Origin of the sequence: Candidatus Enterococcus myersii, assembly GCF_017316025.1 — a bacterium.
Taxonomy (GTDB): Bacteria; Bacillota; Bacilli; order Lactobacillales; family Enterococcaceae; genus Enterococcus_C; species Enterococcus_C montenegrensis.
This window is the reverse complement of record NZ_JAFLVT010000001.1, coordinates 272,351-298,143: the sequence shown is the minus strand read 5'-3', so window position 1 is coordinate 298,143 and position 25,793 is coordinate 272,351. Positions and strand designations below refer to the sequence as shown.

General features: G+C 37.2%; 20 protein-coding genes, 2 pseudogenes and 1 riboswitch. Of the genes and pseudogenes, 4 read left to right on the top strand and 18 right to left on the bottom strand.

The annotated features are described in order from the left end of the window. Window position 1 precedes the first annotated feature (1 nt). From JZO76_RS01395 to JZO76_RS01355, 9 genes and pseudogenes are all read right to left on the bottom strand, one after another. Complete coding sequence (locus JZO76_RS01395) at window positions 2-649, bottom strand: acetyltransferase (RefSeq protein ID WP_206902419.1); 648 nt, start codon at window positions 647-649, stop codon at window positions 2-4. Next, window positions 633-2,463 (bottom strand): annotated as a pseudogene (locus JZO76_RS01390) (polysaccharide biosynthesis protein). Before JZO76_RS01390 ends, JZO76_RS01395 begins: the two are co-directional and overlap by 17 nt. 11 nt (window positions 2,464-2,474) lie before the next feature. After that, entirely contained in the window at window positions 2,475-3,239 is a 765-nt protein-coding gene (locus tag JZO76_RS01385; protein WP_206902374.1) for a tyrosine-protein phosphatase, read from the bottom strand. Window positions 3,240-3,261: 22 nt separating this feature from the next. Next, complete coding sequence (locus tag JZO76_RS01380; RefSeq protein ID WP_206902373.1) at window positions 3,262-3,969, bottom strand: CpsD/CapB family tyrosine-protein kinase; 708 nt, start codon at window positions 3,967-3,969, stop codon at window positions 3,262-3,264. Between the two features lie 12 nt (window positions 3,970-3,981). Further along, window positions 3,982-4,779 (bottom strand): YveK family protein, encoded by a 798-nt coding sequence (locus JZO76_RS01375; protein ID WP_206902372.1) that lies wholly within the window; start codon window positions 4,777-4,779, stop codon window positions 3,982-3,984. A 16-nt stretch (window positions 4,780-4,795) separates the two neighbouring features. Beyond that, entirely contained in the window at window positions 4,796-5,728 is a 933-nt protein-coding gene (locus JZO76_RS01370) for an LCP family protein (RefSeq protein ID WP_206902371.1), read from the bottom strand. 11 nt (window positions 5,729-5,739) lie between these two features. Then, window positions 5,740-6,636 (bottom strand): hypothetical protein, encoded by an 897-nt coding sequence (locus tag JZO76_RS01365; RefSeq protein ID WP_206902370.1) that lies wholly within the window; start codon window positions 6,634-6,636, stop codon window positions 5,740-5,742. 492 nt (window positions 6,637-7,128) lie between these two features. Then, window positions 7,129-8,316 (bottom strand): 3D domain-containing protein, encoded by a 1,188-nt coding sequence (locus JZO76_RS01360; RefSeq protein WP_206902369.1) that lies wholly within the window; start codon window positions 8,314-8,316, stop codon window positions 7,129-7,131. A 211-nt stretch (window positions 8,317-8,527) separates the two neighbouring features. Then, the gene (locus JZO76_RS01355) at window positions 8,528-9,298 is read right to left on the bottom strand and encodes a putative ABC transporter permease (RefSeq protein WP_206902418.1); all 771 of its coding nucleotides are present in this window, start codon (window positions 9,296-9,298) and stop codon (window positions 8,528-8,530) included. 279 nt (window positions 9,299-9,577) lie between these two features. Between JZO76_RS01355 and JZO76_RS01350 the strand changes: the two genes are divergently transcribed. Then, complete coding sequence (locus JZO76_RS01350; RefSeq protein ID WP_206902368.1) at window positions 9,578-11,332, top strand: ABC transporter ATP-binding protein; 1,755 nt, start codon at window positions 9,578-9,580, stop codon at window positions 11,330-11,332. Beyond that, window positions 11,322-13,079 (top strand): ABC transporter ATP-binding protein, encoded by a 1,758-nt coding sequence (locus JZO76_RS01345; RefSeq protein ID WP_206902367.1) that lies wholly within the window; start codon window positions 11,322-11,324, stop codon window positions 13,077-13,079. Before JZO76_RS01350 ends, JZO76_RS01345 begins: the two co-directional genes overlap by 11 nt. Before the next feature lie 54 nt (window positions 13,080-13,133). Here the strand turns inward: JZO76_RS01345 and JZO76_RS01340 are convergent, their stop codons facing one another. The 6 genes from JZO76_RS01340 to JZO76_RS01315 form a co-directional block, all read right to left on the bottom strand. Beyond that, complete coding sequence (locus tag JZO76_RS01340) at window positions 13,134-14,306, bottom strand: glycoside hydrolase family 3 protein (protein WP_206902366.1); 1,173 nt, start codon at window positions 14,304-14,306, stop codon at window positions 13,134-13,136. Window positions 14,307-14,586: 280 nt separating this feature from the next. After that, window positions 14,587-15,114: a folate family ECF transporter S component gene (locus JZO76_RS01335; protein ID WP_206902365.1), complete on the bottom strand. Its 528-nt coding sequence runs from the start codon at window positions 15,112-15,114 to the stop codon at window positions 14,587-14,589. A 39-nt stretch (window positions 15,115-15,153) separates the two neighbouring features. Next, window positions 15,154-15,255, bottom strand: a riboswitch (THF riboswitch). 571 nt (window positions 15,256-15,826) lie between these two features. Continuing rightward, complete coding sequence (locus JZO76_RS01330) at window positions 15,827-16,450, bottom strand: hypothetical protein (protein WP_206902364.1); 624 nt, start codon at window positions 16,448-16,450, stop codon at window positions 15,827-15,829. A gap of 341 nt (window positions 16,451-16,791) precedes the next feature. Continuing rightward, entirely contained in the window at window positions 16,792-17,679 is an 888-nt protein-coding gene (gene rsmA, locus JZO76_RS01325; RefSeq protein ID WP_206902363.1) for a 16S rRNA (adenine(1518)-N(6)/adenine(1519)-N(6))-dimethyltransferase RsmA, read from the bottom strand. Further along, window positions 17,663-18,256 (bottom strand): ribonuclease M5, encoded by a 594-nt coding sequence (gene rnmV, locus JZO76_RS01320; protein WP_206902362.1) that lies wholly within the window; start codon window positions 18,254-18,256, stop codon window positions 17,663-17,665. The genes rsmA and rnmV overlap by 17 nt, the downstream gene beginning before the upstream one ends. Next, window positions 18,253-19,023 (bottom strand): TatD family hydrolase, encoded by a 771-nt coding sequence (locus JZO76_RS01315; RefSeq protein ID WP_206902417.1) that lies wholly within the window; start codon window positions 19,021-19,023, stop codon window positions 18,253-18,255. The genes rnmV and JZO76_RS01315 overlap by 4 nt, the downstream gene beginning before the upstream one ends. A gap of 547 nt (window positions 19,024-19,570) precedes the next feature. On the opposite strand from JZO76_RS01315, the gene JZO76_RS01310 reads away from it, so the two are divergent. Both JZO76_RS01310 and JZO76_RS01305 read left to right on the top strand, forming a co-directional pair. After that, the gene (locus tag JZO76_RS01310) at window positions 19,571-20,173 is read left to right on the top strand and encodes a hypothetical protein (RefSeq protein WP_206902361.1); all 603 of its coding nucleotides are present in this window, start codon (window positions 19,571-19,573) and stop codon (window positions 20,171-20,173) included. 193 nt (window positions 20,174-20,366) lie between these two features. Then, a pseudogene (locus JZO76_RS01305) lies at window positions 20,367-21,218 on the top strand (metallophosphoesterase); the annotation flags it as partial. 344 nt (window positions 21,219-21,562) lie between these two features. Here JZO76_RS01305 and yfcC read toward each other — a convergent pair. The 3 genes from yfcC to JZO76_RS01290 all read right to left on the bottom strand — a co-directional run bounded on the left by yfcC (window position 21,563) and on the right by JZO76_RS01290 (window position 25,749). Continuing rightward, the gene (gene yfcC / locus JZO76_RS01300) at window positions 21,563-23,287 is read right to left on the bottom strand and encodes a putative basic amino acid antiporter YfcC (protein ID WP_206902359.1); all 1,725 of its coding nucleotides are present in this window, start codon (window positions 23,285-23,287) and stop codon (window positions 21,563-21,565) included. 384 nt (window positions 23,288-23,671) lie between these two features. Next, window positions 23,672-24,700 carry a 3-deoxy-7-phosphoheptulonate synthase gene (locus JZO76_RS01295; RefSeq protein WP_206902358.1) on the bottom strand — a complete coding sequence of 343 codons (1,029 nt, stop codon included), beginning with the start codon at window positions 24,698-24,700 and terminating at the stop codon, window positions 23,672-23,674. A gap of 371 nt (window positions 24,701-25,071) precedes the next feature. Continuing rightward, the gene (locus tag JZO76_RS01290) at window positions 25,072-25,749 is read right to left on the bottom strand and encodes a uroporphyrinogen-III synthase (RefSeq protein ID WP_206902357.1); all 678 of its coding nucleotides are present in this window, start codon (window positions 25,747-25,749) and stop codon (window positions 25,072-25,074) included. Window positions 25,750-25,793: the final 44 nt, after the last annotated feature.

Genomic DNA, 25,793 nt, shown 5'->3' with positions numbered 1-25,793 from the left:
TTTATTCCCAGCTTTCTATTACTCTAGTTGGTACTCCAACATTTTTTGTCTTACTCTCGATATCTCTTATCACAACACTACCAGCTCCAATAATTGATGCTTCTCCTACTGCTAGCCCCTGAATAATTTTACTACCTACACCAATACTAGTTTCATTCCCAATCCTAACATTCCCCGAAACATTAATGCTTGGAAACAACGAGTTGTAACTACCTATTTCAACATCATGACCGATTGTTGTAGCAATATTTATCATATTAAAATTACCTAGTCTGATTGAGCTAGTAAAAGTAGTGTTGGCCATAATAATATTTCCAATCCCCATCTCAATCTCAAGACCAAATAAAGCACTTGGATCTATCAAATTAGGGAATATTAAATTTGATTTAGTTCTCAGTTTTTTATAGATATTTTTTTTAGCCTGTGGATTGGCAATTCCGATAGCAATAGCCCACTCTTCATCTAAAGATAATAAATAATCTGTATTTCCTATTACTGGGTAGTCTAAAATCACGTTCCCGTGTAAATCACTATTATCATCCACATAGCCTAGTAGTTGATAATTTTCAATACGTGAAAGTAAGAATGTTACTTCCTTCGCAAATCCACCAGTTCCGACAATAATGATTTTTCTATTTATTCGAGGCATTTGCAAATTTCACAACCTCTCTAGCCAATTCTTTGTCATCAACATCAGCTAAGCTTTTAACAAAAGCCATTACCTGTGTTAAATCAAATCCCTTGATATTACCAACAAATATCTTTTCATAAACTTCTTCATCATTACGCTCTTTGTCTAAAAGCAATTCTTCATACAATTTTTCACCAGGACGAATTCCTGCTTCCACAATTTCAATGTCATCTTCACTGTAACCGCTCAAACGAATCATATTTTTGGCTAAATCTAGAATTTTCACAGGCTCACCCATATCTAGCACAAATATTTCCCCACCTTTTGCTAAGGCACCAGACTGGATTACCAACCGGCTTGCTTCTGGAATTGTCATAAAATATCGGGTCATCCGAAAATCCGTAACTGTCACGGGGCCACCTTTTGCGATTTGTTCTCTAAATAGCGGAATAACACTGCCACGAGAACCTAGTACATTGCCGAAGCGGACCGCTGAAAATTTAGTTTTTCCGACTTCATTCAAGCTTGTGACAATCATTTCTGCTATTCGCTTTGTTGAACCCATCACATTTGGTGGATTGTTAGCTTTATCTGTTGAGATCATGACAAAGTTCTTTACGTTACTTGCCTTAGCTGCTTCTGCTACGTTTTTTGTCCCATAGACATTGTTTTTTACAGACTCTCTAGGATTATATTCCATCAAAGGAACGTGTTTATGAGCGGCTGCATGATAGACGATATCCGGATGGTAACGCTCCATTAATTCAAAAATTAATTTACGATCTTGCACATCGGCAATAATAGGAATATACTCCGTTACTTTTTCTTTATACTTTGTAGTCAACTCACGATGAATCTGGTAAATGGAATTTTCCCCATGACCAAGTAATAAAATTCGTTTTGGGTTAAATTTAGAAACTTGTCGACAAATTTCCGAACCAATTGAGCCACCAGCACCGGTCACTAAAATCGTTTTCCCCGTTAATTGATCTTTAATAGCTGCAATGTCAAGCTTAACTTCTTCTCTTCCCAATAAATCAACGACATCAATTTCTTTTAAGCGTGACAAACTAACTTTTCCTGCTGCAACTTCTTCCATTGAAGGCATCGTGTTAACTTTTACTTCAGTTGATTCTAGCAGTTGAAAAATTTCACGCAGTTTTTTTCGCGATAAAGACGGGATAGCAATTGTCACCATGTCAATATCATTCTGTTGTACAAGTTCTGGTAAATCGCTAATTTTACCTAATACGCGTCTACCTGAAAGGTAAATTTTTTGTTTGTTGGGATCATCATCAACAAAACCGACAACATCAATGTCACCCGCCGTTTTTGATCCCAAGAAACTATTTAGCAGAATACGACCACCTTCGCCAGCGCCAACGATTATGGTGCGTTTCACTTCATCAGTATTTTGATTTGTTCCCCGCATATTCCGCCATTCCACAAATAAGCGCCAAATTAAACGACTACTGATAATCAAAAATGTCGATAAAATATATGTAAATAACTCTAAACGGCGACTAAAAACATTATCTGAAAAAACAGATAGTAAGATAATACTAAAAAAGGATTGTGAGGTTGTCGCTAAAAAAATAGCAATCATTTCTCTTAAGTTGGTATAACGATTAATTCGTGTAAAAACGTGAAAGACAAAACCAAAAACTAAGTATAAGCCTATTGAAAGTAGCGTAGAGGATAGTACAAACTTTTCTGAAATTGGTACGAAAGGTTTCATAAAATACATACGCTAATAAATTAGCAATTGCAATTAAAATACAGTCAACCACAACCAATATTGCAATTTTTCTTCTTCGTGTTAATGCAAACACACTTACTCCCCCTAAAATAACCCAAATTTTTTCTTTTTCACTGCAGTATAATTTGGCAATACGATTTGATCCCCATTTAACAAATCCTTTGCAACTTGTTTCATCGCAACAACTTTGGCTTCACCAAAATCCTTTGCGATTGCTTCATAAGCTTCTTTCATGTAAAAGTTACGCTTATTCACCCCATGAGCATCCGAAGCTACCATTTGGACTAAGTTATGTTCGACCATTTCTTTGGACGTTTTCTGAATGGATTTACCAAAAGTGCCAACGTAGCTTGGTGCTGTCAATTGAGCCAAGCATCCCATATCTAAATATTCAATTAAACGATTAGGGTCTTCACGAAATTTAGCATTTCGCTCAGGATGGACAATGACCGGTATTTTCCCCATGCCACGAAGTTGAAAGAAGATATCTTCAGTATAGGTGGGAACATCCATTGTCGGAAATTCGATTAAAATATATGTATCATCTAAATCTGTAAATAGAATCTCATTATTTTTAATGTCTTCGATTAGTTCGCCAGTAATTCGCACTTCCTGTCCTTCTAGAACCGTTAATGACAAATTCCGTTTGTCCAGCTCTGCTTGCAGAGCTAGGACACGAGGAACAACAGTTGATTTAGGATTTGAATATTTTCCATTATTATGATGTGGCGTACAAAGAATATGGGTGATTCCTTGGCTAATCGCTTTTTCAGCCATTGCAATACTAGCAGCTAAATCTTCTGCTCCATCATCTACCCCGGGTAAAATATGACAATGTAAATCAATCATCGTTCCTCGCTCCTAAAATTTTTTAACTACCGTAGTAATAATAATAACCTTGATCTTTTGTATGTTGCGCCCCATTATAGACAACACCTAATACACGCGCGCCAACCATTTTTAATAAATCCCGGGCTTTTACCAGTGATTCTTTCCGAGAGACATTTTCCCGGATTACAAGCACTGTTCCATCTGCTTTTGATGCCATAATTTGTGCATCTGTCACTGCCACAACCGGCGGCATATCAAAAATGACAATATCGTATAAATTTCGGGCTTCATCAATCACTTGATCCATCCGGGCAGAGCCTAATAATTCAGATGGGTTGGGTGCTTTAGGACCACTGGTTAAAATTGATAGACTTTCAACACCAGAAGGTTGCGCAGCTTCTAACACACTTCTTTGTGTACTCAATACTGTACTCAATCCAACGTTATTGTTTAAATTAAACGTTTTATACACAGTTGGCTTACGCATATCGGCATCCACCAAAAGTACACGTTGCCCTGATTTTGCAAATACAACAGCCAAATTGGCTGAACTTGTCGATTTACCTTCTCCCGGTCCAGATGATGTTACAACGATTGTCTTAATTTGACGATCTGCTGAAGAAGCAAATTGAATGTTGGTACGAATCGTGCGATATTGTTCTGAAATTGGTGACGATGGATCAACTAAGGTAATCAAACTCACGGGATGAGTTTGCGTGCCTTTTCGTTCTGTGTGTTTTTTTGACATTTTAACTCCTCCTTATACGCGTGAGCGACTGCGCCGGGATACAGCACTATCATTTTCATCCGTTTTTTTATTATTTTTCTTAAATGTCGGAACAATTGGTTTTTTCTGAATCGTGGCATCTAATTCTTTTTGACTCATTTGTGGTACGGTACCTAAAATCGTAAAGCCTAAATCTTCTGAAACAAACTTATCATCCTTCACAGTTCTGTCCAAAAGTTCTAATACAAAAGCTAGACCAACGCCAATCATCAAACCTAATACTAGACCAATTGCCAAATTCAATTTATTATTTGGTGAAACTGGTGTCATACTTGCAGATGCTTTTGAGATGATTGAGATTTTATTAACTTCTAGCACATCTTTGGCCGTTTCTTGGAAAATTTGCGCCGTTGTGTTGGCAATATGCTCCGCATTAATTGCACTACTATCTGTCGCTTTAATCGAAAACATTAATGAATTTTGTTGTTGCGTAACTTCCAATGCACCTTTAATTTCATTTGTGTTCATATCTAAGTTGTATTCTGATTCTAAACGGTCTTTAACTTGGTCAATTACCAAGTCCCCGGTAACAAGCTCTTTATACGTATTAATCATTTGCAAATTCGTATTTACGTCATTGGGGTTTGCTGTTGCTGTATCCCCTTGAGGTAAGGTTACAATTAATTGTGCCTGTGAGCTATATTTGGGAGTGATAATAAAGAATGTTGCCACTCCAGCTAGTGCAAGTCCAATAAAGCTACAGATGAAAATTGAAGCTAAATGTTTTCGTAAAATATCAAAAATCTGTTTCAGACTGATTGTCTCTTCCATTTTTTCGCCACTTTCTTTAGTTATTTACTGCTAATGTCTTTTTAAGTTCTGTTTGGACGCGCTCTAATTCGGTTTGGCTAACCCGTTGGTAAGAAATACCGTCTTGCATAAAACCGTCACCTTGCATTTGATCTTGCTGAATTTTGCCAAAGGCACTACGATAATCGGCTGCAATTTTCTTCATATCATCAAAACTCATATCCGTTTTAACGTTGGTCTCCATTGCATCAAGCACTTCTTTATATCGCGTTACACCGTCAAAGGTTAATAATTTTTTTGCCACACCTTCAACAATCTTACGTTGGCGTTCTTGCCGACCATAATCGCCTCTTGGATCTTCATGTCGCATGCGTGAAAATGATAGTGCTTGATCGCCGTTCAATTGAATTTTGCCATACTCAAAAGTATAACTATCTTGACTAAATTTTTGATCATTCGTAACCGTAATACCACCAACAGCATCGACTAATTCTTTTAGGCCCTTCATATTAATGGCAACATAGTGATCCACGGGAATATCAAGGTACTTTTCGACTGTATCCATTGACATTCCTGCACCACCAAAAGCATAGGCGTGGTTAATTTTATCTTTTGTCCCTCTGCCGACAATGTCGACATATGTATCGCGGGGAATACTTGTGATTAATGTTTTTTCAGCATTTGGATTCACAGCAGCAACCATCATGGTATCAGAACGACCAATTTCAGTTCGTCCTAGATCACCCGTATCTATTCCAAGTAGTAACACAGAAAATGGTTTTTTTTCTGCAATCACATTTTTTTGTTCCGCTTTGCGTTTTGTATCGAGTTGTCGTTCAACTGATTCGTATGTTTTTTGAACCGAACCACTTAAATCCATATAGACTTTGGCTCCAATCCCTACTACCGCAAGAGTTAGAATTAAGATAAAGCCAACAATTCCTAAGACAATCTTTTTTCCTTTAGACATATTGTTCTCCTTTAATAGCCAGTTTCAGAATATGATTCTCCAGCGCCCGTTTCGTTTGTTTCACCTACGTTACTAGATTGCGTAGCAGTTTCAGAATAAGTTGATGTGTCACTTGCTACGTTAGCCTCACCATAATCTGTCGTTCCTAAGCCTAGCTGTGTTGAAATTTTATCTGCTTGTTCAGTAAATTCTGCTTTTAATGTTTTATTGCGAACTTGGCTAATACTATTCACCAGACTGAGATATTTTTCATATGTGGCATTATCTGTCACTTTACCGTCTTTTAACATACTATCGAGGGACTTATTAATGCTTGTTACTCGTTTTATCTGGGCATCGGCATAAGAAAGATACTCTTTTACGAGCTTCGTCCAATCACTTTCTTGAACAAAACCTAGCCGTTCTCGCACGGCACCGACATCTGTATCTTTTACTTTAGCTTTAATAACGACATTATTTTGTGCTTTTTGCCAATCGGTAACTGGTTTTTCAAATAAGTCATTCACATTATTTTGAATGGCAAACTTACTTTCGGCATCTGACATTTGCTTGTTTAATGTTTCTTTTTCTTTGGCAATAGTTTTCATGTTTTTTGGCACATCGGTTTCTTCGATACCGAAATCATCTGCTGAAACTTTAACACCGTCCAACTTAGCACCAACTTGGGTTAATTCAGCGTCTTTCAAGTCCTTCTTCAAAAAAACTTTGTCCTTGTTTGAATAAAGTGATGTAAGATCACTATCCACTTCTTTTAATCGTTCTTGATCTTTTTCAACGGCAGTTTCAGCATAACTTACTTTTTGCTGATATTGTTTGTTGTTGTTTTCACGATAACCGACAAAACAAATCGCGACTGCACCGACTCCCACAGCTGCGACTGCGATCGTTTTAATAAGGGGGTTACCCATTGATACACGCTCCTAACTAACTTTTCTATTATATAACACTTTTTTTTGGAAAATCTCTAGCTTATTATACGTTAAGAAGGCAACATTTTAAAGGGCTATTTAAAATGTTGCCTCTCCTCACAATCTAGAATAAAAAAATTCTTTTTTAACAAAAAAGAGACTAGCTTATTTTTTTTAATAACAAATACTATAAATTTGCAATAATTCAACTAAATAATGATTACCAGAAATGCGCCACGTGAAACTATTTTTTTCTTAAAAAGATGAAATTGGATAACATTTCAATAAAATCAAATTTTCTATACCTTTATAAAGAAAACGTTTTTTCAGTTTAAACAAATTTAGATTTTTTTATAAAAAATTTATAAATTTCATCATAATTCTATCAAAACAAGCAAATCACCAGTTAAAAGATCGTAAAAAAAGGTACCAACACACGTTGATACCAGTTCTTACATTTTTATTTACGATTTCCGGTTTGTCACTAGAAAACTAACCTCGAATCGTCACTTGTACCTGACGGCGGCCCCATTTTGTACATTGGGCAACTGTGGGAAAATGCACATCAATAATGTTTCCTTTAATTGCACCACCTGTATCTAGCGCTAACGCAACGCCGTAGCCTTGAACTTCAACTACAGTTCCCAGGGGAATCACGCTTGGATCAACGGCGACTGCTTGTGGATTTTGACGTAAATCTGTCCCACTGGCCGTTAGATAGCTAGCACCTGGTTCGGCATAGGAATATGCAGTTGATTCCATCATCATGGTACGACCACCACTAGTGGAACTGCCAGTGTTATTATTATCATTATTATTGGTAGCATCATTATTAGAATTATTAGTGGAGCTTGAATTATTCGTAGTATTATTAGTGTTTGTTTCAGAGCTACTATTGGTATTGTTACCAGTAGATGAGCTTGCGGTATTTTCAGCCGCTTCTTTTTGTTTAGCAGCTTCAGCTTCTTTTTCTGCTTTTTCGGCGGCAGCTTTTTGCGTCGCTGCCTTTTCTTTAGCTGCTTTTTGCGCTGCTAGACGGGCTTGTTCAACTTCTTTACTTTGGGCAATTTTTTGTAGGGTGCTTTGATTTTCAGCTAATTGATTTTTCAAATTAGCAATTTTACTATCCAATTCCCCTGCTTCAGCTTCTAAACTGGTCTTATTTTCTTTTAGGCTTGCAGAGGTTTTCTGCGCCGTAAGCTCTAAGTTTTCCAATTTTTCTTTTTCTGTGTTTAAGTCGGCAACTTTTTGTTTTTGCGCATTCTGCAATAACGTCATGGCATAAGCACGGTTGATGAATTCTTGCAGATTGTCTGCGTCTAATAAGACGGACCAGTCACGCTCTACTCCACCGTTTACTTGAATTTCTTTTAAGCGTTCTGCCATGATTTCTTTTCTTTTCTCAATACTTTTTTGCGTGGTTGCAATATCTTGTTGTGCTTTTTTTAATGTTGCTTCATTTTCAGCAATTTTTGCTTTTGTCTTTTCTACCTGATCGTATTTGTCATTCACGTCGTTTAAGGCCAGTTGTACCTCGGCGCTGATTTGATTACTTTGACGTGTGATTGCAGACTCTTGCTCATTTAAAGAGTCCATTGATTCCGCTGCTGCAAATACCGGGCTGACAAGATTGATGGCTACAACAGCTGTCAAAACTGTCACCAATTTTTTTGCCTTCACAAAATCCACACCTTTCTTTTCTAATCTCCAATGCCATTTATTATACAAAGGAAAGGTGTATGTATCATTTCAGTTAGATTACATTTTGTTACAGATGCTATGAAGGTAAATCGAATTTAACCATTTCTTAAAAGTTTTTAGCAACGAAAAAGCGAGGAAAATACTAGCTTCTCCTCGCTTACATTTTTCGTAATATTTTCGTAACATAAAGCTAATTTTTTTTACGATTTGCCACATAATGACGGACATCTTCTAAACTTTTTACATTGTCTAATTTCAACCCTTTAAAGTTTTTTAACAGTCTTCTTTGGTGAAAATTCAAGTGGGGAAAGGCATTTTCCGCTTCAGGATGCTCTTTAAAGTATTGGGATAAGGCCAGACGCTGCTGTACCGTATCTTTTTTTGTGTCAAAGCTGTCTTTTAATTCTTCTTTACGCTGATCTAACTCTGAGGCAATTTTTTTAGTCATACTTTGGAATGAAGCTAAGTTTGCTAAGGTATAGCCTAAATCAAACATCATCACACCAATTAAGACAACCGGTAGATAAAAACCAAAATGTGCCGCTAGCCAATTAACGCCGAGCATGACTTGGGGCTGAACTACTTTTACAATCAATACACATCCAACGCCCCAAAATAAAGAGACAGGAATTGCCACCCGACCATTAATATTTAACGGTACATCATGATAGTCCCACCATGAAGCATGGAACAATTTTTCTAATCCGTAACTTGTGACATACTCTAAAATTGTCACCAGCATCGCTGCGAAGATATATAATAGTAGTAAATTATCATGAAACGGTCGTAAAAAGTACAAAACCATTAAAATGCCAAACCCGTAAATTGGGGTTATCGGTCCCATTAAAAAGCCGCGATAGACAAATTTTTTGGCCTTAAGCGAACAAAATATCGTTTCCCATAACCAGCCGATAAAAGAATAACAAAAAAATAATAATACCACTGTAATAAATTCGTTCATTTCTTCACCTCTACTCATTTTCATTGGTAATTACCCTCATTGTACCAAACTTCTCCAGCTTTTCTAAAACTAAAGGGCCTGCCTTTTCTCAATATCTATCCTAGGTTACAATAATAAACATAAATTGAATTTTGAAAGTGGGAATACTTTTTTGTTTTTGTTAATTATCAGCTTATACTTCCAATTTTTTTCTAACAATTAGTGGTATCATCCCGCCTGATTTTATTTTTTAATTATTATTTTATAGCAATCATTTACAAAAAGAATAGGAGTTTATCCATGTTTAAGTTATTGGTTTATGCAAAAAAATACCGCAAACAAATTATTTTGGGTCCTTTTTTCAAATTTTTAGAAGCCGTTTTTGAATTAATTTTGCCCTTACTAATGGCACAGTTAGTGGATATGGGCATTCGCCAAAATGATAACCAGGTTGTCTGGCAAATGACGGGTTGGATGGTTTTGATGTCGGTAGTTGGATTGCTATGTGCCGTGATTTGCCAATATTATGCCTCTGTGGCTTCCCAAAATTTTGGAACAGAGCTGCGCAATCAGGTTATGAAAAAAATTAATAGTTTTTCCCACGCTGAATTGAATTTATTTGGTACAGATACACTGATCACGCGCATGACAAGTGATATTAATCAGTTGCAACTGGCCTTAGCGATGCTCATTCGCTTGGTGGTACGGGCACCTTTTTTAAGTATCGGCGCAGTTATTATGGCTTTTACCATTGACTGGCAGGCTGGAATCATCTTTTTGGTGACATTGCCACTATTTTGTTTAATATTATTTTTTATCATTAAAACCACTGTCCCCCTCTATCAAAAAGTACAACAAAAACTAGACGTCTTAAATGAACTTGTGAACCAAAATCTAAGTGGTGTGCGGGTTATTCGCGCTTTTTCGCGGCGTAACACTGAAATCACGCGCTTTTCAAACCGTACAGATGAGCTTTCCAGTGTTTATGTACGGGTAACAAATATTTCAGCTCTTCTGACACCGGCGACCACCTTGATTATGAATATTGGAATTTTAGCTCTCTTTTATTTAGGTGGCTTTAAAGTAAACACTGGCCACTTGGCACCGGGACAAATTTTAGCCTTAGTAAATTATATGAATCAGATGCTCTTGGCTTTAATTGTCGTGTCAAATTTGGTTATCATTTTTACCCGGGCGGCCGCTTCTGCTAACCGCGTAAACGAAGTATTGGAAACCAAACCCAGTATCACTACATTTGGTGATACTAAAGCAGGTAATCCTCCAATTGCAGGAGATTCTTCTTTAAGCAGTAAAAAAGGCGCGATTGCTTTTCAACAAGTTGCTTTTCGCTTTGCGCCTGAATTTGGACTGGTTCTAGAAAATATTGATTTTAAAGTAGCTGCTGGAACAACGCTTGGTATTATCGGCCCCACCGGTAGTGGCAAGTCAACTTTATCTCAGCTTATTCCGCGTTTTTATGACGTCACAGCCGGCAGTGTTACCATTGACGGGCGCGATGTGCGCAAGTGGTCTTTAACAAAATTGCGCAGTGAAATTGCTATGGTCCCCCAAACAGCAGTTTTATTCAGCGGAACGATCAAAGAAAATCTACAATGGGGCAAAAAAGATGCCACCGACCAAGAGTGCTGGGCCGCCCTTGAATTAGCGCAAGCCAAAGAATTCGTAGCCGCATTACCTAAAGGCTTACAAACTCCAATTTTTGAAGGGGGTAAGAACTTTTCAGGCGGGCAAAAGCAACGATTGACGATTGCGCGAGCTGTGATTGCAAAACCACGTATTTTAATCTTAGATGATTCTCTTAGCGCGCTGGATTACAAAACTGATTTAAATTTACGACAGGCGCTCCAAAATAAATTAGACGGTACTTTAATTATCATTTCTCAACGGGTACGCTCTATTCAAGATGCCCAGCAAATTTTAGTATTAGATGCTGGCAAACAAGTCGGCCTAGGCAGACATGAAGAGTTATTAGTGAATTGCCCAGAATATCAAGCCATTGTTGCTTCACAAGCGGAGGTGTCCCATGAAGCCTAAAAAAATTGACTGGTCTGTTTTAAAACGCTATCTTCCATACTTATCAGCCTTCAAAAAAGAAATTTGCGGGGCAATTATTTTAGGTATTGCCTCAGGGGGCACCAGTGTCTATATTACTTATCAAATCGGTCAAGCAGTTGATCAAATGTTAGGGAAAAACGAAGTGGATTTTAGTGCTTTGTATCATATTCTTTTACTCTTTGCTAGCGTTGTTTTCATTACCGTCATTAGCCAACTTTTCATTCAACGTCTGTCTAACAAAATTGCTTATTTTTCCGCTGGACAATTACGTAAAGATGCTTTTACGCATTTAAACAAACTTCCGTTGAGTTATTACGATCAAACACCCCATGGAAATATCGTGAGTCGTTTCACTAATGATATGGACAATATTGCGATTGCCGCGGCGGCTGTTTTCAATCAGCTTTTCTCAGGCGTTGCTGTTGTGTTAATTGCGCTAGTTGTGATGTTACGTTTAAGCATTGTTTTGACAATTGTTGTTTTAGTCGCCACACCGATTATATTTTTCGTTAGTTGGCTGGTTGCAACATACTCGCAAGTTAATTTTGCCCGCCAACAAGAAATCGTTGGGGAAATTTCCGGTTTTGTCACAGAAATGGTAGGAAATCAAAAAATCGTGAAAGCCTTCCAGCAAGAAGACGTCAATCAACAAAAATTTGAAGCCATTAACCAAGAATTAAATGTACGGGGCCAAAAAGCACAATTTTCTTCTTCTTTAACAAACCCCATGTCACGTTTTGTCGATCATTTAGCCTATTTGGCGGTCGGTTTTGTAGGCGGTCTATTAGTTTTAAATGGTAGTCAGTTGGTGACAATTGGTGTCATTTCCAGCTTTACAATTTACGCGAGTCAATTTACCAAACCATTTATTGAACTTTCTGGAATTACAACTCAAATTCAAACGGCCATTGCCGGTTTAAACCGGACTTTTGAAATTTTAGATCAAAAAATTGAAACACCTGACGCTCCTGATGCAATTACTTTAAAAAACGTCAAAGGTGCTGTTCGTTTTTCTCAAGTGGATTTTAGCTATACGAAAGATCAACCGCTAATTCACGATTTCAACTTTGAGGCCGCTCCTGGTGAAACGGTCGCCATCGTAGGAAAAACCGGTGCTGGTAAATCCACACTGGTCAACTTATTAATGCGCTTTTATGAAGTGGATCACGGAAAAATAACGTTAGATGGTTATGATATTCGTCATTTGACTCGGGATAGTTTACGACAAAGTTTCGGTATGGTATTACAAGATACGTGGCTTTTTGATGCAAGCTTACGGGAAAACCTCACTTATGGTAATCCCAAGGCAGAAGATGAATTGATTTATGAAGCATTAAAGAAAACTTATATGTATGATTATGTCGCGCGTCTGCCACAAAAGCTCGATACGGTTATTGGAACAAGCGGTGTGAAAATTTCCGATGGTCAACGCCAATTGTTAACCATTGCCCGGACAATGATTTCCAAACCGCATCTTTTAATCTTGGATGAGGCAACAAGTTCTGTCGATACTTTAACGGAACGAAAAATTCAGGCAGCTTTTTTAGCCATGATGAAAGGAAAAACCAGTTTCGTAATTGCTCACCGCCTTGCTACTATCCAAGCTGCTGATAAAATTCTTGTAATGGATCACGGTCAAATTGTTGAACAAGGTACTCATGAAAGTTTACTAAAAAATAATGGCTATTACGCTGAACTTTATCACGCACAATTTGAACAATCCTAAAATAATAAAAACTGGCACAGCTACATTTTTTTGAAGGTAGCTGTGCCAATTTTTTTATGAGATTAGTCCTAAATTTTTCTTCCAGGTTAATACCCGCATAACGGCAGTATCCAACGCCTCTTCGGAATATTCCCCACTTTTAACAGCAGTTAATATTCTTGGAATCTGTACTTGATAGCTAGAGGACATGATTAAATCATTGCCTGCTTTTAGAGCAGCAAGTCCAGCATCTGCTTGGGAAATAAAATCTGCTAGCCCGGCCATATCCATATCATCAGTCATAATCACACCGTCAAAACGTAATTCATTTCGTAAAACATCATGAACTGCCTTTGAAATTGAAGCGGGCTTGGTTTTATCAATCCCATCAATAATATTATGGGAAACTAGCACACTATCTGCTCCAGCTTTAATTCCAGCTTTAAAGGGCTTAAAATCAGTCTCACGCAATTCTTTTAAGCTTCTTGTATCACGGACAATTTCCACATGGGAATCACGATTATTCCCATAACCGGGAAAATGTTTTAACGTCGAACCACTTTTTTCTCCCTTAAGCGCCTTTACCACTGTCTCGACATACTCACTTGTTCCCTGTGCATCTAGCCCAATCGTCCGATCATAAATAAAAGCATTCGGATCTGTCGCCACGTCAGCAATAGGAAATAGTCCTGCATTAATGCCAAAGTCGTGCAAAACTTTTGCCTTATTAATTGTATCTGACTTAATCGCTGCAAAACCACCTGCGGCATAAAGTGCTTGGGGTGAGGCGAAAGGTTCAGCGACTAAATTAGCATTCTGACTTACCCGCGTGACAGTACCTCCTTCTTCATCTGACCCAATTAACAATGGTATTTTGCTAGCAGATTGATAACTTGCAATTTTTTGTGTCAGACTTGTTTGGCTTTCATTTTCCATATCGCGGCCAAAAAGAACATAGCCACCTAAATGATAGGTTGTTATATCTTCTACCTGATTGACTTCTGGCACGCGAACGAAAAATAATTGCCCTACTTTTTCTTCCAAAGTCATGTTTGCCACTACTTCTTTTATCGGATCTTTTTTCTCACTACTAGAAGTTGTTGCAACACTTTCATCCACAGCTGTAGAACTAACGGAAGTTTTCTCATTTGTTTGATAATTTGTAAAACCAAAGAATAAATTCAAAATAAAAAAACCACCTAATACTAAAATAATTGCAACTAAAAGAATGATCAAAAATCGTTTCATAATTTCCTCCAAAGGATACGTATAATCTCATCTTTCATTTTAACATGTTAGCGAAAAATTTTTGGTGAAATATGCATAAAATCTTCGTTTCATCTTCTTTTTTATCCTTAGTAGTAAATCTTGGTAGCAATAAGGAAAGTGTATTTGCAATATGACATGTTGCATTGATCATGCTTAAACGATTTTGCTTTAGTAGCATTTATAACCATCAAAAAAAACTGTAAAACTAGAAAATTTACTAGTCTTACAGTCTGCGCCCTGGGATGGAGGACGTTAGTGATTAATTTGAGTGTAGTTTTTTTGCCAAACGTTGATAAGGTAATGCTCGGCCTACGATATAGATAATCATCGTTTCTAAAGGAATCATGATCACCGCTTTAATCAAGCGGGTTGTCCATAATCCCGGATTAGTTAAATCCATGCCGTACATCAAAGATAACCACAGTGGCGTTAAGCAAAAACTAAAGACCACGGTGTTAACTAAGACACACAGAAAAGAATTTTTTAACGTAATTTCTTTTTTGTAAAAGAAAAAACCATAAATAAGTCCACCTAAAAAGGCATTAAAAGTAAAGCCAATAAAAAATGGGGACTTAGCCAATAAAGTATTTCCGATAACATCGGCTATTACTGCCCCAACCCCAGTCCAAAATGGACCAAATAAAGTTGCCATCACCACTTCTGGTACAAAGCTAAAAGTGATTTTTAATAATTGGGTTTCAAACCCGAAAACTTGCGATAAAACAACCATCAAAGCAATTAACATTGCCATGACCGCAATCTTATAGGCATCTAGTTTTCTTTTCATAACTCAGCATCTCCTTAATAGAGCTGCCGCATAAAATAATGCAGCGAATGCGAAAATAAAACCGCGAATTGCATGCAATCCTTCGTCCCAAGGGCAACATCCCATCCCTCAGACACTTAACGCTTTATTTCCTACTCTGTCATATTTGAGGTTTAAAAACCTCGCCTAAAATATAGCACGAATAAACTGCTACAACAAGCTAACGAACTTTTGTGCTTAAAATTTTATAACGAACGTTAGGAATCTAACCGCTTGCAGTATTAAAAACTGAGAGCACTCGGGCAACTCTTTCGCAATAAGACGGAATCTTGATAAATTGCTTCTCAAATTTCTCAAGATTTGGGCTTATTGTCGCTAAGAGTTAGTGCGTGAAGTTAGATATTTAAAAGCTGAATAAACTGCCCTCAGCTCGTAAAAAATAAATAATAAATTTCCGGAAATTGTTCCTCAAATTTTTGGAAATTTTGTTTTATTTCTTGACGTGCTAGTTTATGAAGCTAGATATTTAAAAACTGAGAGCACTGGGGCAACTCTTTCGCAATAAGACAAAATCTTGATAAATTGCTTCTCAAATTTCTCAAGATTTGGGCTTATTGTCGCTAAGAGTTAGTGCGTAAAGTTAGATATTTAAAAGCTGAATAAATTGCCCTCACCTCACAAAAAAATAAAAAAATCCTGCCGTAAGTTTACGGCAGGAAAATATTTTTAGCTATTATCGGGCAGTTTTCACATTGCCAGCAACTTCTTTTTGTAATTTCAGAGCTTTGGTAAAGACCGGAATGTCAAAGTGTTTACTTAAAGTACCCGCAACAAAGTACGCAATATTGTAATCCACCAAACTGTGAATTACGCCACCAAATCCTAATAAGACAAAGTAGAAGTAAAAAACACCCCCATCATAGGTTCCTGGTGTACCCAAATTAATCATGTTAAAAGCTAAAACGACCACCACTTCTGCTGCCGCATGAATTAAACCTAAAACGACGTTATACATTTGAAAACGGACATTGGCTAAAGTAAACTGGCCATTTTGCAACACGATTTGAGGATTTTTTTGCAGATATAATGCCCCAATTGTAGCGAAAATTACATGAGTTAAGGCCCGTAATGCAATTACAACAGGTAACCCAGAAACTAAAAACCCAAAAGTTGTTCCCAACGCAACTGCAATCGCTACAGCTGGGGAAAAGAACATCGCAATAAATAATGGCACATGGCTAGCTAATGTAAAAGATGCTGGTCCAATCACAATTTTAGGCATTACCATTGGAATCATGATCCCAAGGCCAATTAGTAAAGCAGCAATCGTTAAATGACGCACAGAATTATTTCTCATTTTTTCCTCCTCAAAAAACTCTAACATTTATTTTTTCGTACTCAACCAACGTGTCAAGACACTTAAGTCTTTTTCATTTTAGTGGTATTTATTTTAAGTGTCAAGACATATATTTCGTTTTTACGAAAAGAGTCTGAAAAATTTCACTTATTTTTTTAATGCAGTTAAATTCAGGTGATAGTTATGTACGCCTTTATTAAAATTATCCTCAAAAAAAGACCACTGCTCTATTCTATTACCTTTATTTTTTTCGCTAAACAAAACAAAATCAGAGGCTACGACAATTTTTCTGTCATAACCTCTGATTAAGATACATTTATTCTAATTTCAAATTGTCTTTTTTATTTACTGATTGTCATCATGGCATTGCTTAAAGCTGCAAATTCAGCTAACGATAATGTTTCCCCACGGCGTTTTGGATCAATGGCTGCTCTCTCTAAGCTTTTTGTCAACCAAGCTTTGGTGGCATCATCTTTTCCATAAGCGTGCAGTAAGTTATTCCATAATGTCTTACGGCGCAATTGAAAAGCAGCCTTCGTTAATTTGAAAAATTCTTTTTCGCTAATAACCTCTACTGCTGGTTGACTGCGACGTGTTAATTTTAAAATTGCGGAATCAACATTTGGTTGTGGTACAAAGACGGTTTTGGGAACGATGAAGGCTAATTTGGCTTCCATAAAGTATTGCACCGCAATCGATAAAGAACCATAGGCTTTTGTGCCCGGCTCAGCTGAGATACGATCTGCCACTTCTTTTTGCATCATCACGACCATTTCAGCTACAGGTAAATCACTTTCCAAAAAGTGCATCATAATTGGCGTCGTAATGTAATAAGGTAAATTTGCGACAACTTTTAGCGGCAGCGAATTATCCGTAAAGTTTTCTGCTGTCAATTTCAGCAAGTCCGCTTTTAAAACATCTTGGTGAATGACGTTAACATTTTTATAGGTATGCAAGGTATCTGCTAAAACCGGAATTAGTCGCTCATCAATTTCAAAAGCTAAAACTTCTTTGGCAGACTTGGCTAATTGCTCTGTCAAAGCCCCAATCCCAGGTCCTACTTCAATGACGTTTGTCCGATCGTCAATTTCAGCAGTGGCAACAATTTTTCTTAAAATATTTGGTTCCGTTAAAAAATTTTGGCCTAAACTTTTTTTGAAGGTAAAGCCGTGTTTTTGTAAAATTTCTTTGGTCTTCGATGGTGTTGCAATATCACGTGTGTCTTTCAAGATCGTCCTCCAGCTCTTTTTTGATTTCTAGCATCGCTGTGTCTAATTCTGCGGCGGTAATGCGAAACATTGCCAGCCGTTTGGTTAATTGTTTACTGTTTGTATAGCCAATTCGCAATTTATCGCCGAGTTTTTCCCGTAATAATTTGGCAGAAGCTCCCGCTATTAAACCATAGTCTATTAAACTTTGTCTACTGATTAATGGAATTTCTTCACTTGTAGTTACAGGCGTCACAACTTTTTTTAACGCCTCCAAAATTGCGGCATCACTCGCATGTTCTACTCCTAAAGAACCATGACTGCGATTAGGTGTCGCTTCTTTGCGTGGTAAAAAAGCATGCTTGGCAGCTGGCACGACTTCCATAATCGTTTTGCGAATTTTCTCACCGGAAAAATCTGGGTCCGTGAAAATAATGACTCCACGTGTTTCTTGGGCATGTTCAATCTGGGTTAAAATGTCCTCATTGATGGCCGAGCCAATCGTTTCAATGGTGTCTGCTTTGACAACTTCTTGCAGGCGTCTTGTATCGTCTTTTCCTTCAACGACAATAATCTCTTCAATGACTGGCTTTTTCATCGATTAATCCCAAAGAGACGATGTGCATTAGCCCGTGTAAGTGCCGCGACTTCTTCAAAGGGCATTTCTCGCAGTTCTGCAATTTTTTCTACGACATAACGGGTATAGCCCGGTTCATTGCGTTTACCCCGATAAGGTACCGGTGCTAAATAAGGCGCATCCGTTTCGACCAAAAGACGATCAAGGGGTACAACCGTTGCCGCTTCTTGCACATCAAGCGCCTTTTTGAACGTCACGACACCACTGAAGGAAACATGCATTCCCAGATCCAAAAAGCGTTTTGCCCACTCGCCACTACCGCTGAAACTATGCATAATCCCGCCGATGTCTGCTATTTTTTCATCTTTTAAAATACGATACGTGTCTTCAATGGCGTCCCGGGTATGAATGCTGATTGGTAAATGCATTTCTCTGGCGATGGCAATTTGGCGGCGAAAGATTCTTTCTTGCACTTCTTTTGGATCTTCCATCCAATAATAATCCAATCCAATTTCCCCTAAAGCTACCACTTTAGGTAAGGTTAGCTGTGTTTGCAATTTTTCTTCAATTTCTTTTGTATAGCTACCTGCCTCAGTTGGATGCCAGCCAATAATGCTATATATGTCAGTATATTCTTGACTTAAAGCTAAGCTTTTGTCGATTGTTGGCGTATCAAATCCCACGACTGCCATTTCAGTGACGCCAAGTTCTTTGGCTCGTTGAATCGTTTCTGGGATATCTTCATTAAATTGTTCGGCATTTAAGTGTGTATGAGAATCAAAAATCACCAAGTTCACATCCTTCATTAATATCATTTCGTAACATTACGCTAAACAAACACAAGTGGTGACAGTCTACTGTAAAAATTTACCCCTTGTTGTCATTTCATTAGTAACTTTAGCACAAAACCGCTTGTGTCTAAAGTAAAGGCCCCGCAAAAAAATGACTTTTGTAAAAATTTAGTTTACTCGGCTGAAAAGAAAAAAATCTCCCACACCACAAAAGATTAAGTAAATGCCCACAATTCTTAAAATAGGGATAAAATGACTGGCCAATCTTCTGTTTTTAGCAATTCCATCTTTTTAGTAGGAGCGATTGCAACATTGTCTCCTGCAATAAATCCGTCTTTGGTCCGATTTATAATTCTCCTTACTCTTTATAATTAAAGTAGCTTTTTTATTAGAAATTAAGCTTACCAAAAATGATTTTCCCGCTTCACAAGTTAACAAACAAAGGTATCGTAAAAATCATTTCATCGGTTTTTTATCACTTACAACCTTGCTTTAAGCACTATCTTACACCAACGTTTGATCGTTTATATAAAGGAGTTAAAACATGGAAAATTTCAACCATAAGTATCCGCAGTTGGCACAATATCTGCGCCAAAAGTATAAAAAAAATACCAAAGATCAAGTTTTGACTTGGAGCCATTTTGCTATTTTAGCTTTATTTGGTCTCTTATTAAAATTTAGTTTTACTGGACAACTGCTGTTAATTTTTAGCTTTATCGCCATTGCAGCACTTGTTAAAGGCCCCCTAATGCTTTTATATAGTTCAATTTATCTCTTTTTAACAAGTTTATTTCCGCCACTAGGAATTCTCTTATCGACTGTTTTATTCGTCTTATCCTTCCTGGAATTAAAACGCAATTGGCAGTTGAACCTCACCGCTTTTTTCTTTTACGGACTGCCGTTACTTACGACGCTCTTATTAACGTTTGATTTTGGCAATTCTTTTTGGTTAAAAAATAGTTTGTTACTAATCGGGATAATTACGCTTCATTTCTTATTGCAAAACCTCTATCGTCAAGATTTCACAAGTTGGTCCCTAATGTGGTTTCTCATTGCCGCACCTTATGAAATGTTGTTATTTATCATTCCAAAAAAGAACAGCCGTTTGCGTCACAATCCTTCAAAAAAACTTCGAAAATTAAAGTGAGGCTGTGCTTTTTTAGATTTCAAATCATTTCAAGCGTCTCCTGTCAACGTTTCGGAGACGTTTATTTTATTTGTAACAAAAACGAAATAATTTTCATCTAAATTTAGCAAAATCTTATCTGATGTTCGATTGCTTTTTCTCAAACTATCTTATATTCTATACTAGTTAGCAGAATTTTAAAGGGGGCCGTTTTGTGCAGTTAATTCTAGGTATCATCGCTATTTTACTAGTATTTTCAATTTATGCATTTTTCATTGAACCTAGCAGGCTCAAACAACGGCATTACCTCATTCGCAAAAATAAACAACGGGTATTGGATATTTCAGATGCTTATGACATGTTCGCCCATGAAGGCGATGTAACAATTGCTCATATTAGCGATCTTCACTTTTCTCGCTGGTTCAAGCCACGCAAAATGAATAAAATCATTCGTTCTGTCATGGAGATGCAACCAGATATCATTGTTTTTACAGGTGACTTAATTGATGATTATAAGCATTGGCCAAAAAAACAAACCGATCGCTTAATTGAAAAATTAAAACGTCTAAAAGCTCCGATGGGAAAAATTGCAGTATTAGGCAATCATGATTACAAGCACGGTGGCCAATACTTTGTCAAAGAAGTATTAAAAGAAGCTGGTTTTACTACCTTAGTTAATGAAGAAGTTTTTGGTTCTGATGCGAAGATTTCCATGAATATCGTCGGAATTGATGATTTAAGTGGTGGGAAACCCAACTATAATTTTGAATCAACATTAGCTGAATGGCATATTTTATTAGCCCACCAGCCTGATCAAATCGATGCTATTAATAATTTGGAACAATACGATTTGGTTTTATCTGGTCACAGTCATGGTGGTCAAATCCGACTACCGTATTTATACATCAAAACAGAAGGCGCAAAGCACTATACTGACAGCCTGTACTTACCAACGAAAAATACAATTTTATCTGTGAACACCGGTATTGGCACCACAATGATCCCTGCTCGTGTTGGTGTGCCACCAGAAATTGTTTATTATCATCTTTCCAATAAACGCCAAATCTTTGAAAATTTTGATGGCAATTTTAATTTTGAAAAACAAATTACGGTCGAAAAAAATGAAGTTGTGCAACAAGAAGAAAAAAATGACTATCTTACACCCGACAGGACAACTGTTCCACAAGAGCCAGTTGAAACACCGACTGATACCCCAGCCAAAAAAAAGACGGATAAAACCGATAAAGTAGTGGATATCAACTTATTCCGCCGTCGTTATAAAAATAAAAAAATTATCTAATACAAAACAAAACGACTTTCAAAATTTGATTTTGAAAGTCGTTTTTTTAGCCTATCCATTCTAGCCTACAACAAAAAAACTTCCTCTAAAAAGAGGAAGTTAATTGCGTGCTATTGTAGACCAATTGCAATTGCGATCACGATGAAAATTGACCCTAATACAAAGAAGAAACCTTGCATCTTGATTTGGAATTTCGCCCATTTGGCCCATTCAATATGTGCGACACCTAAAACCCCAATTAAACTTGCTGAAACTGGTGTGAAGGCATCAACAAACCCTGCACCTAATTGATAAGCTAAAACTGCAACTTGGCGAGAAACGCCCACAAGGTCAGCCAATGGCGCCATAATTGGCATTGTTAAAGCTGCTTGTCCTGAATTTGATGTTACGACTAAGTTGAATAAACTTTGGAAAACATACATTGCCCAAGCACCAACCATCGCTGGAACACCGCTTAATAAACCGCCTACGCCGTGTAGCATTGTGTTTAATGCAGATGGCATGTTCGCATCAGAACCACCTAAGACAAGTAGAATTCCTTTTGCCATCCCTACAACGATCGCTGTGCCGGCTAAATCAGCCGCACCGCTTTGGAAACTTTTGGCAATATCATTCCAACCCATTTCGTCCAGTTTGAACAATACTGCAATAATACCGGCAACTAAGCCCATTACAAAGAATTGAGATGCAATTTCAGGAATATAATACCCTTCTTGGGTTACTCCCCAAACGATCCAAATTAAAACAACTAACATTTCCAACAAAATTAATTTGTGACCTAATAAGAAAGGTTTCTTTTCATCTTTCGTTTTTTGAATTTGATCACGGAAATGCGCATCTGATTCATAAACTTCTGATTTCATTGGATTTTTACGAATACGTTCTGCATATAATGATAAGTAAAGTGCAGAAAGTGCGGTAATAACAAACCACATAACTAAACGGAAGGTTGCACCAGATAAGACTGGAATTCCGGCAATCCCTTGGGCAACTGCCACACTAAATGGACTCATCCAAGAAGCGGCATTCCCCACCTGCGAGGCAACATAAGTCACGGTGACCGCCACAATAGAGTCATACCCCAGCGCTATGACAAAAGGCACCATCACCATTGAAAACGGAATAACTTCTTCGGCCATCCCAAAAGTGGCACCACCAAAAGAAAAGGCAAAGAATAATAACGGAATCGCTAGCCGTTCTAGACCACGCGTTTTGGAAATAAAGGCAAAAATACCAGCATCAATCGCGCCTGTACGCATAATAATCCCAAAGGCACCACCGACGACGAGAATTAAAGCAACAATCCCAACAGCTGAACCGTACTTGTCACCAGAAACTAATCCTTCAAAAACAAAGTTCAAGAAACCAAAACCATTAAAATCATCGGTTCCCCAAATCTTAGCTGTCTTGTGAAGCTTTTCTGACTTATCATAAATTTTGTCACCGTATAATTTATACAGCGCATCATCGGTCAGATTAATGCCATCTAGTGTTTCTTGAGAAAGTTTACTTTCCCCGTCTTTTATGACACCTTCAACATCTTCTTTGGCAACATCTAATTTTTCTAATTCATTTTGATTGCCCGCTAAATCTTCTAGTTTATCAAAGACAAACTCTTTATTTAACGGATAATCATAGCGGAAGGTATCTTGTTCCAAGACCGTCCGTGTTGCTACTTCCCCATTGGCATCTTTGTACTCAACTTCAGTGGTAGAAAACTTACCTGCTGGTACAATAAACGTCAATAGCCACGCCGCGATAACAACCATAAAAATAATGACATAAGTATGGGGCGTACGCATTTTTGTTAAATCACGTTTTTTCTTGTTCTTCATATCTCTATCCTCTCTTTATACGATGACAATATTATAAGTTATTCTAGTCAAAAATCATACGTTTCTTTTGTAATTTTTTTTAGATAAGCTGAATAATTATTGAAATTCCTTTTACAGCAATACCTTGATAGAACGCGATTTTAAAAGTTTTTAATTTCTGAAAATTCAAATTATTACCGCTAACAATGATGCTTTTTCCTTATTTTAATTAATTGGGTAAAGTTATCTTATACAAAATAAATGATAGCTATAAAATAATAATAAAAAATTAAGGGTTGATAATTCCCACCTTTTTAGGCAAAAGAATAACCCAAGATAAATTTTATTTTTTATCTTGGGTTATTTTATTGTCTGTTTCCTGCATCAATTTGTTACTTCAAAAATTTATTCGGCATGTTTTGCAATGTAGCGAACTAACTCTTCTGTTTTTTCCCAGCCGAGACAAGGATCGGTGATCGATTGACCAAAAACGGTTCCATCTGGTTCTTGACGACCATCTTCTATGAAACTTTCAATCATAAAGCCACGAACCATTTTTTTAATTTTTTGATTGTACTTGCGGTTTTCTAAAGTTTCTTTGACAATTCGAATTTGTTCGAAATACTGTTTACCAGAATTATCATGATTGGTGTCCACTACCACAAAAGGATTTTTAAAGTTTCCTGCTTCATAACGATTTGTAACTTCGATTAAATCTTCATAGTGATAATTGGGAATATTTTTCCCTACTTCATTTAGTCCCCCTCGTAAAACAACGTGGGCTAATGGGTTAGAAGAAGACTCCACTTCTGCGCCATTATAAATGAACTCTTGTTTTTGTTGCGCAGCATATAGTGAATTGAATAGAACGGTTAAATTTCCACTCGTAGGATTTTTCATCCCCGTTGGCTGGTTGATACCACTGGCCACAAAACGATGTTGCTGATCTTCTACAGAGCGGGCACCAACTGCAATATAACTTACCAAGTCTTCAACGAACTCTAAGTTTTCAGGGTAAAGCATTTCATCAGCAGTCGTTAAACCTGTTTCAGTTAAAACACGTTTGTGTAATTTACGTACGGAAACAATCCCCCGAATTAAATTACTTTCTCCATTGGGATTTTGCTGATGCAACAGGCCTTTGTAGCCATCGCCATTGGTTCGCGGCTTATTCGTGTAAATGCGTGGTACCATGAATACTTTATCAGCGACTTCTGCTTGTAATTTTGCTAAACGATGTACATATTCCATCACAGCTTCTTCTTCATGGGCTGAACACGGACCAATGATTAATAAAATACGTTGATCTTCACCGGTAATAATTTTTTCTAATTCCAAATCACGTGCTTTTTTTTGCGCCGCCTCTGCTTCTGATAATTTTGCTAATGACTTTACTGACTCTGCGTTAATTTTTTTACTGATTGCTTTAAACATGTCCTTTTACCCCTTTATTTTAAGATTTAAATACAAAGAAAAAGACCTCATCCTTTCAATTTGAAAGGACGGGTCTTGAAATAGACTCGTGTTACCACCTTTTTTTATAGTCTGCTTGCGCAAAACTACCTCATTAGGTACAAAAATACTTATACCCTGGCAAATTTAACGAAGGCACACCATCCGTCGCAGCCTACTTGATTCGGTGCGAAGTTCAAAGAGGAATTCAGTAAAAATAATTGCGCGCCTCTCAATTACCGGCAACTTCCTGTCTTCTTATTTTTACTTACTATTTCTTGTCATCACTTTTATTTATTGCACTTATTGTATACAGCTACTTTTTAATTGTCAAGAAAATTCTAACAATTATTTTAATCAATCTTTTCTACGTCACTTTTCAATCGTGCAGTATACCCGGCTTTTTCAATTGCTTTTTTTGTTGTTTCGCCAATAGCAACAAACTGTAACGGCAAAGCCGAATAATTTTTATAAACCTTAATAAAACGGCGCCAAGCAGAAGGACTCGTAAAATATACGGCGGTGATTTTTTTTGTCTCCAACACCTTTTCTAACTTTTTTTGACTCGTCAGTGGAAAAAGGTTGTCATACGCAATAAAACTCTGTACCTCGTAATTTGCCAGCATCTTTTCCACATTATTATCTGCCAATTGACTTTTCGGATATAAAATACGTATTTTTTTAGGGTAGGCTTTTTGCCAAGTCGTTAACAGCATTTCCTTTGTCTCTTTGGGACTAATAAAAGTAGGGGTAAAACCTGCATTTATCACTGCTTGGGCAGTTTTTTGTCCAATTACAGCGATTTTCACACTAGATTGGGCATGCTTTAAAACACTTTCAACCGGGACTTGACTTGTAAAAAAAAGCCACTGGGTTGCTTTAATTTCTGCAATTTCGTTAGCGGATAATTTTCGTAAGGAAATTTCAGTTAAAGGTAAAATTTGCGTCTGATAACCCTTGGCTATAAAAAAAGCTTGATCCACTTCATTTAAGTCAGCTAAACGTGTTAGCAAAATGCACGCTTTTTTCATGATGTTTCCTTTCTAAAATAAATACCCAAACCATTTTTTAGGTC

Bases quoted from the DNA above. Each gene is read 5' to 3' on its own strand.
- JZO76_RS01395 (WP_206902419.1), bottom strand. From the start codon at position 649: ATGCCTCGAATAAATAGAAAAATCATTATTGTCGGAACTGGTGGATTT.
- JZO76_RS01385 (WP_206902374.1), bottom strand. From the start codon at position 3,239: ATGATTGATTTACATTGTCATATTTTACCCGGGGTAGATGATGGAGCA.
- JZO76_RS01380 (WP_206902373.1), bottom strand. From the start codon at position 3,969: ATGTCAAAAAAACACACAGAACGAAAAGGCACGCAAACTCATCCCGTG.
- JZO76_RS01375 (WP_206902372.1), bottom strand. From the start codon at position 4,779: ATGGAAGAGACAATCAGTCTGAAACAGATTTTTGATATTTTACGAAAA.
- JZO76_RS01370 (WP_206902371.1), bottom strand. From the start codon at position 5,728: ATGTCTAAAGGAAAAAAGATTGTCTTAGGAATTGTTGGCTTTATCTTA.
- JZO76_RS01365 (WP_206902370.1), bottom strand. From the start codon at position 6,636: ATGGGTAACCCCCTTATTAAAACGATCGCAGTCGCAGCTGTGGGAGTC.
- JZO76_RS01355 (WP_206902418.1), bottom strand. From the start codon at position 9,298: ATGAACGAATTTATTACAGTGGTATTATTATTTTTTTGTTATTCTTTT.
- JZO76_RS01350 (WP_206902368.1), top strand. From the start codon at position 9,578: ATGTTTAAGTTATTGGTTTATGCAAAAAAATACCGCAAACAAATTATT.
- JZO76_RS01345 (WP_206902367.1), top strand. From the start codon at position 11,322: ATGAAGCCTAAAAAAATTGACTGGTCTGTTTTAAAACGCTATCTTCCA.
- JZO76_RS01340 (WP_206902366.1), bottom strand. From the start codon at position 14,306: ATGAAACGATTTTTGATCATTCTTTTAGTTGCAATTATTTTAGTATTA.
- JZO76_RS01335 (WP_206902365.1), bottom strand. From the start codon at position 15,114: ATGAAAAGAAAACTAGATGCCTATAAGATTGCGGTCATGGCAATGTTA.
- JZO76_RS01330 (WP_206902364.1), bottom strand. From the start codon at position 16,450: ATGAGAAATAATTCTGTGCGTCATTTAACGATTGCTGCTTTACTAATT.
- rnmV (WP_206902362.1), bottom strand. From the start codon at position 18,256: ATGAAAAAGCCAGTCATTGAAGAGATTATTGTCGTTGAAGGAAAAGAC.
- JZO76_RS01310 (WP_206902361.1), top strand. From the start codon at position 19,571: ATGGAAAATTTCAACCATAAGTATCCGCAGTTGGCACAATATCTGCGC.
- yfcC (WP_206902359.1), bottom strand. From the start codon at position 23,287: ATGAAGAACAAGAAAAAACGTGATTTAACAAAAATGCGTACGCCCCAT.
- JZO76_RS01295 (WP_206902358.1), bottom strand. From the start codon at position 24,700: ATGTTTAAAGCAATCAGTAAAAAAATTAACGCAGAGTCAGTAAAGTCA.
- JZO76_RS01290 (WP_206902357.1), bottom strand. From the start codon at position 25,749: ATGAAAAAAGCGTGCATTTTGCTAACACGTTTAGCTGACTTAAATGAA.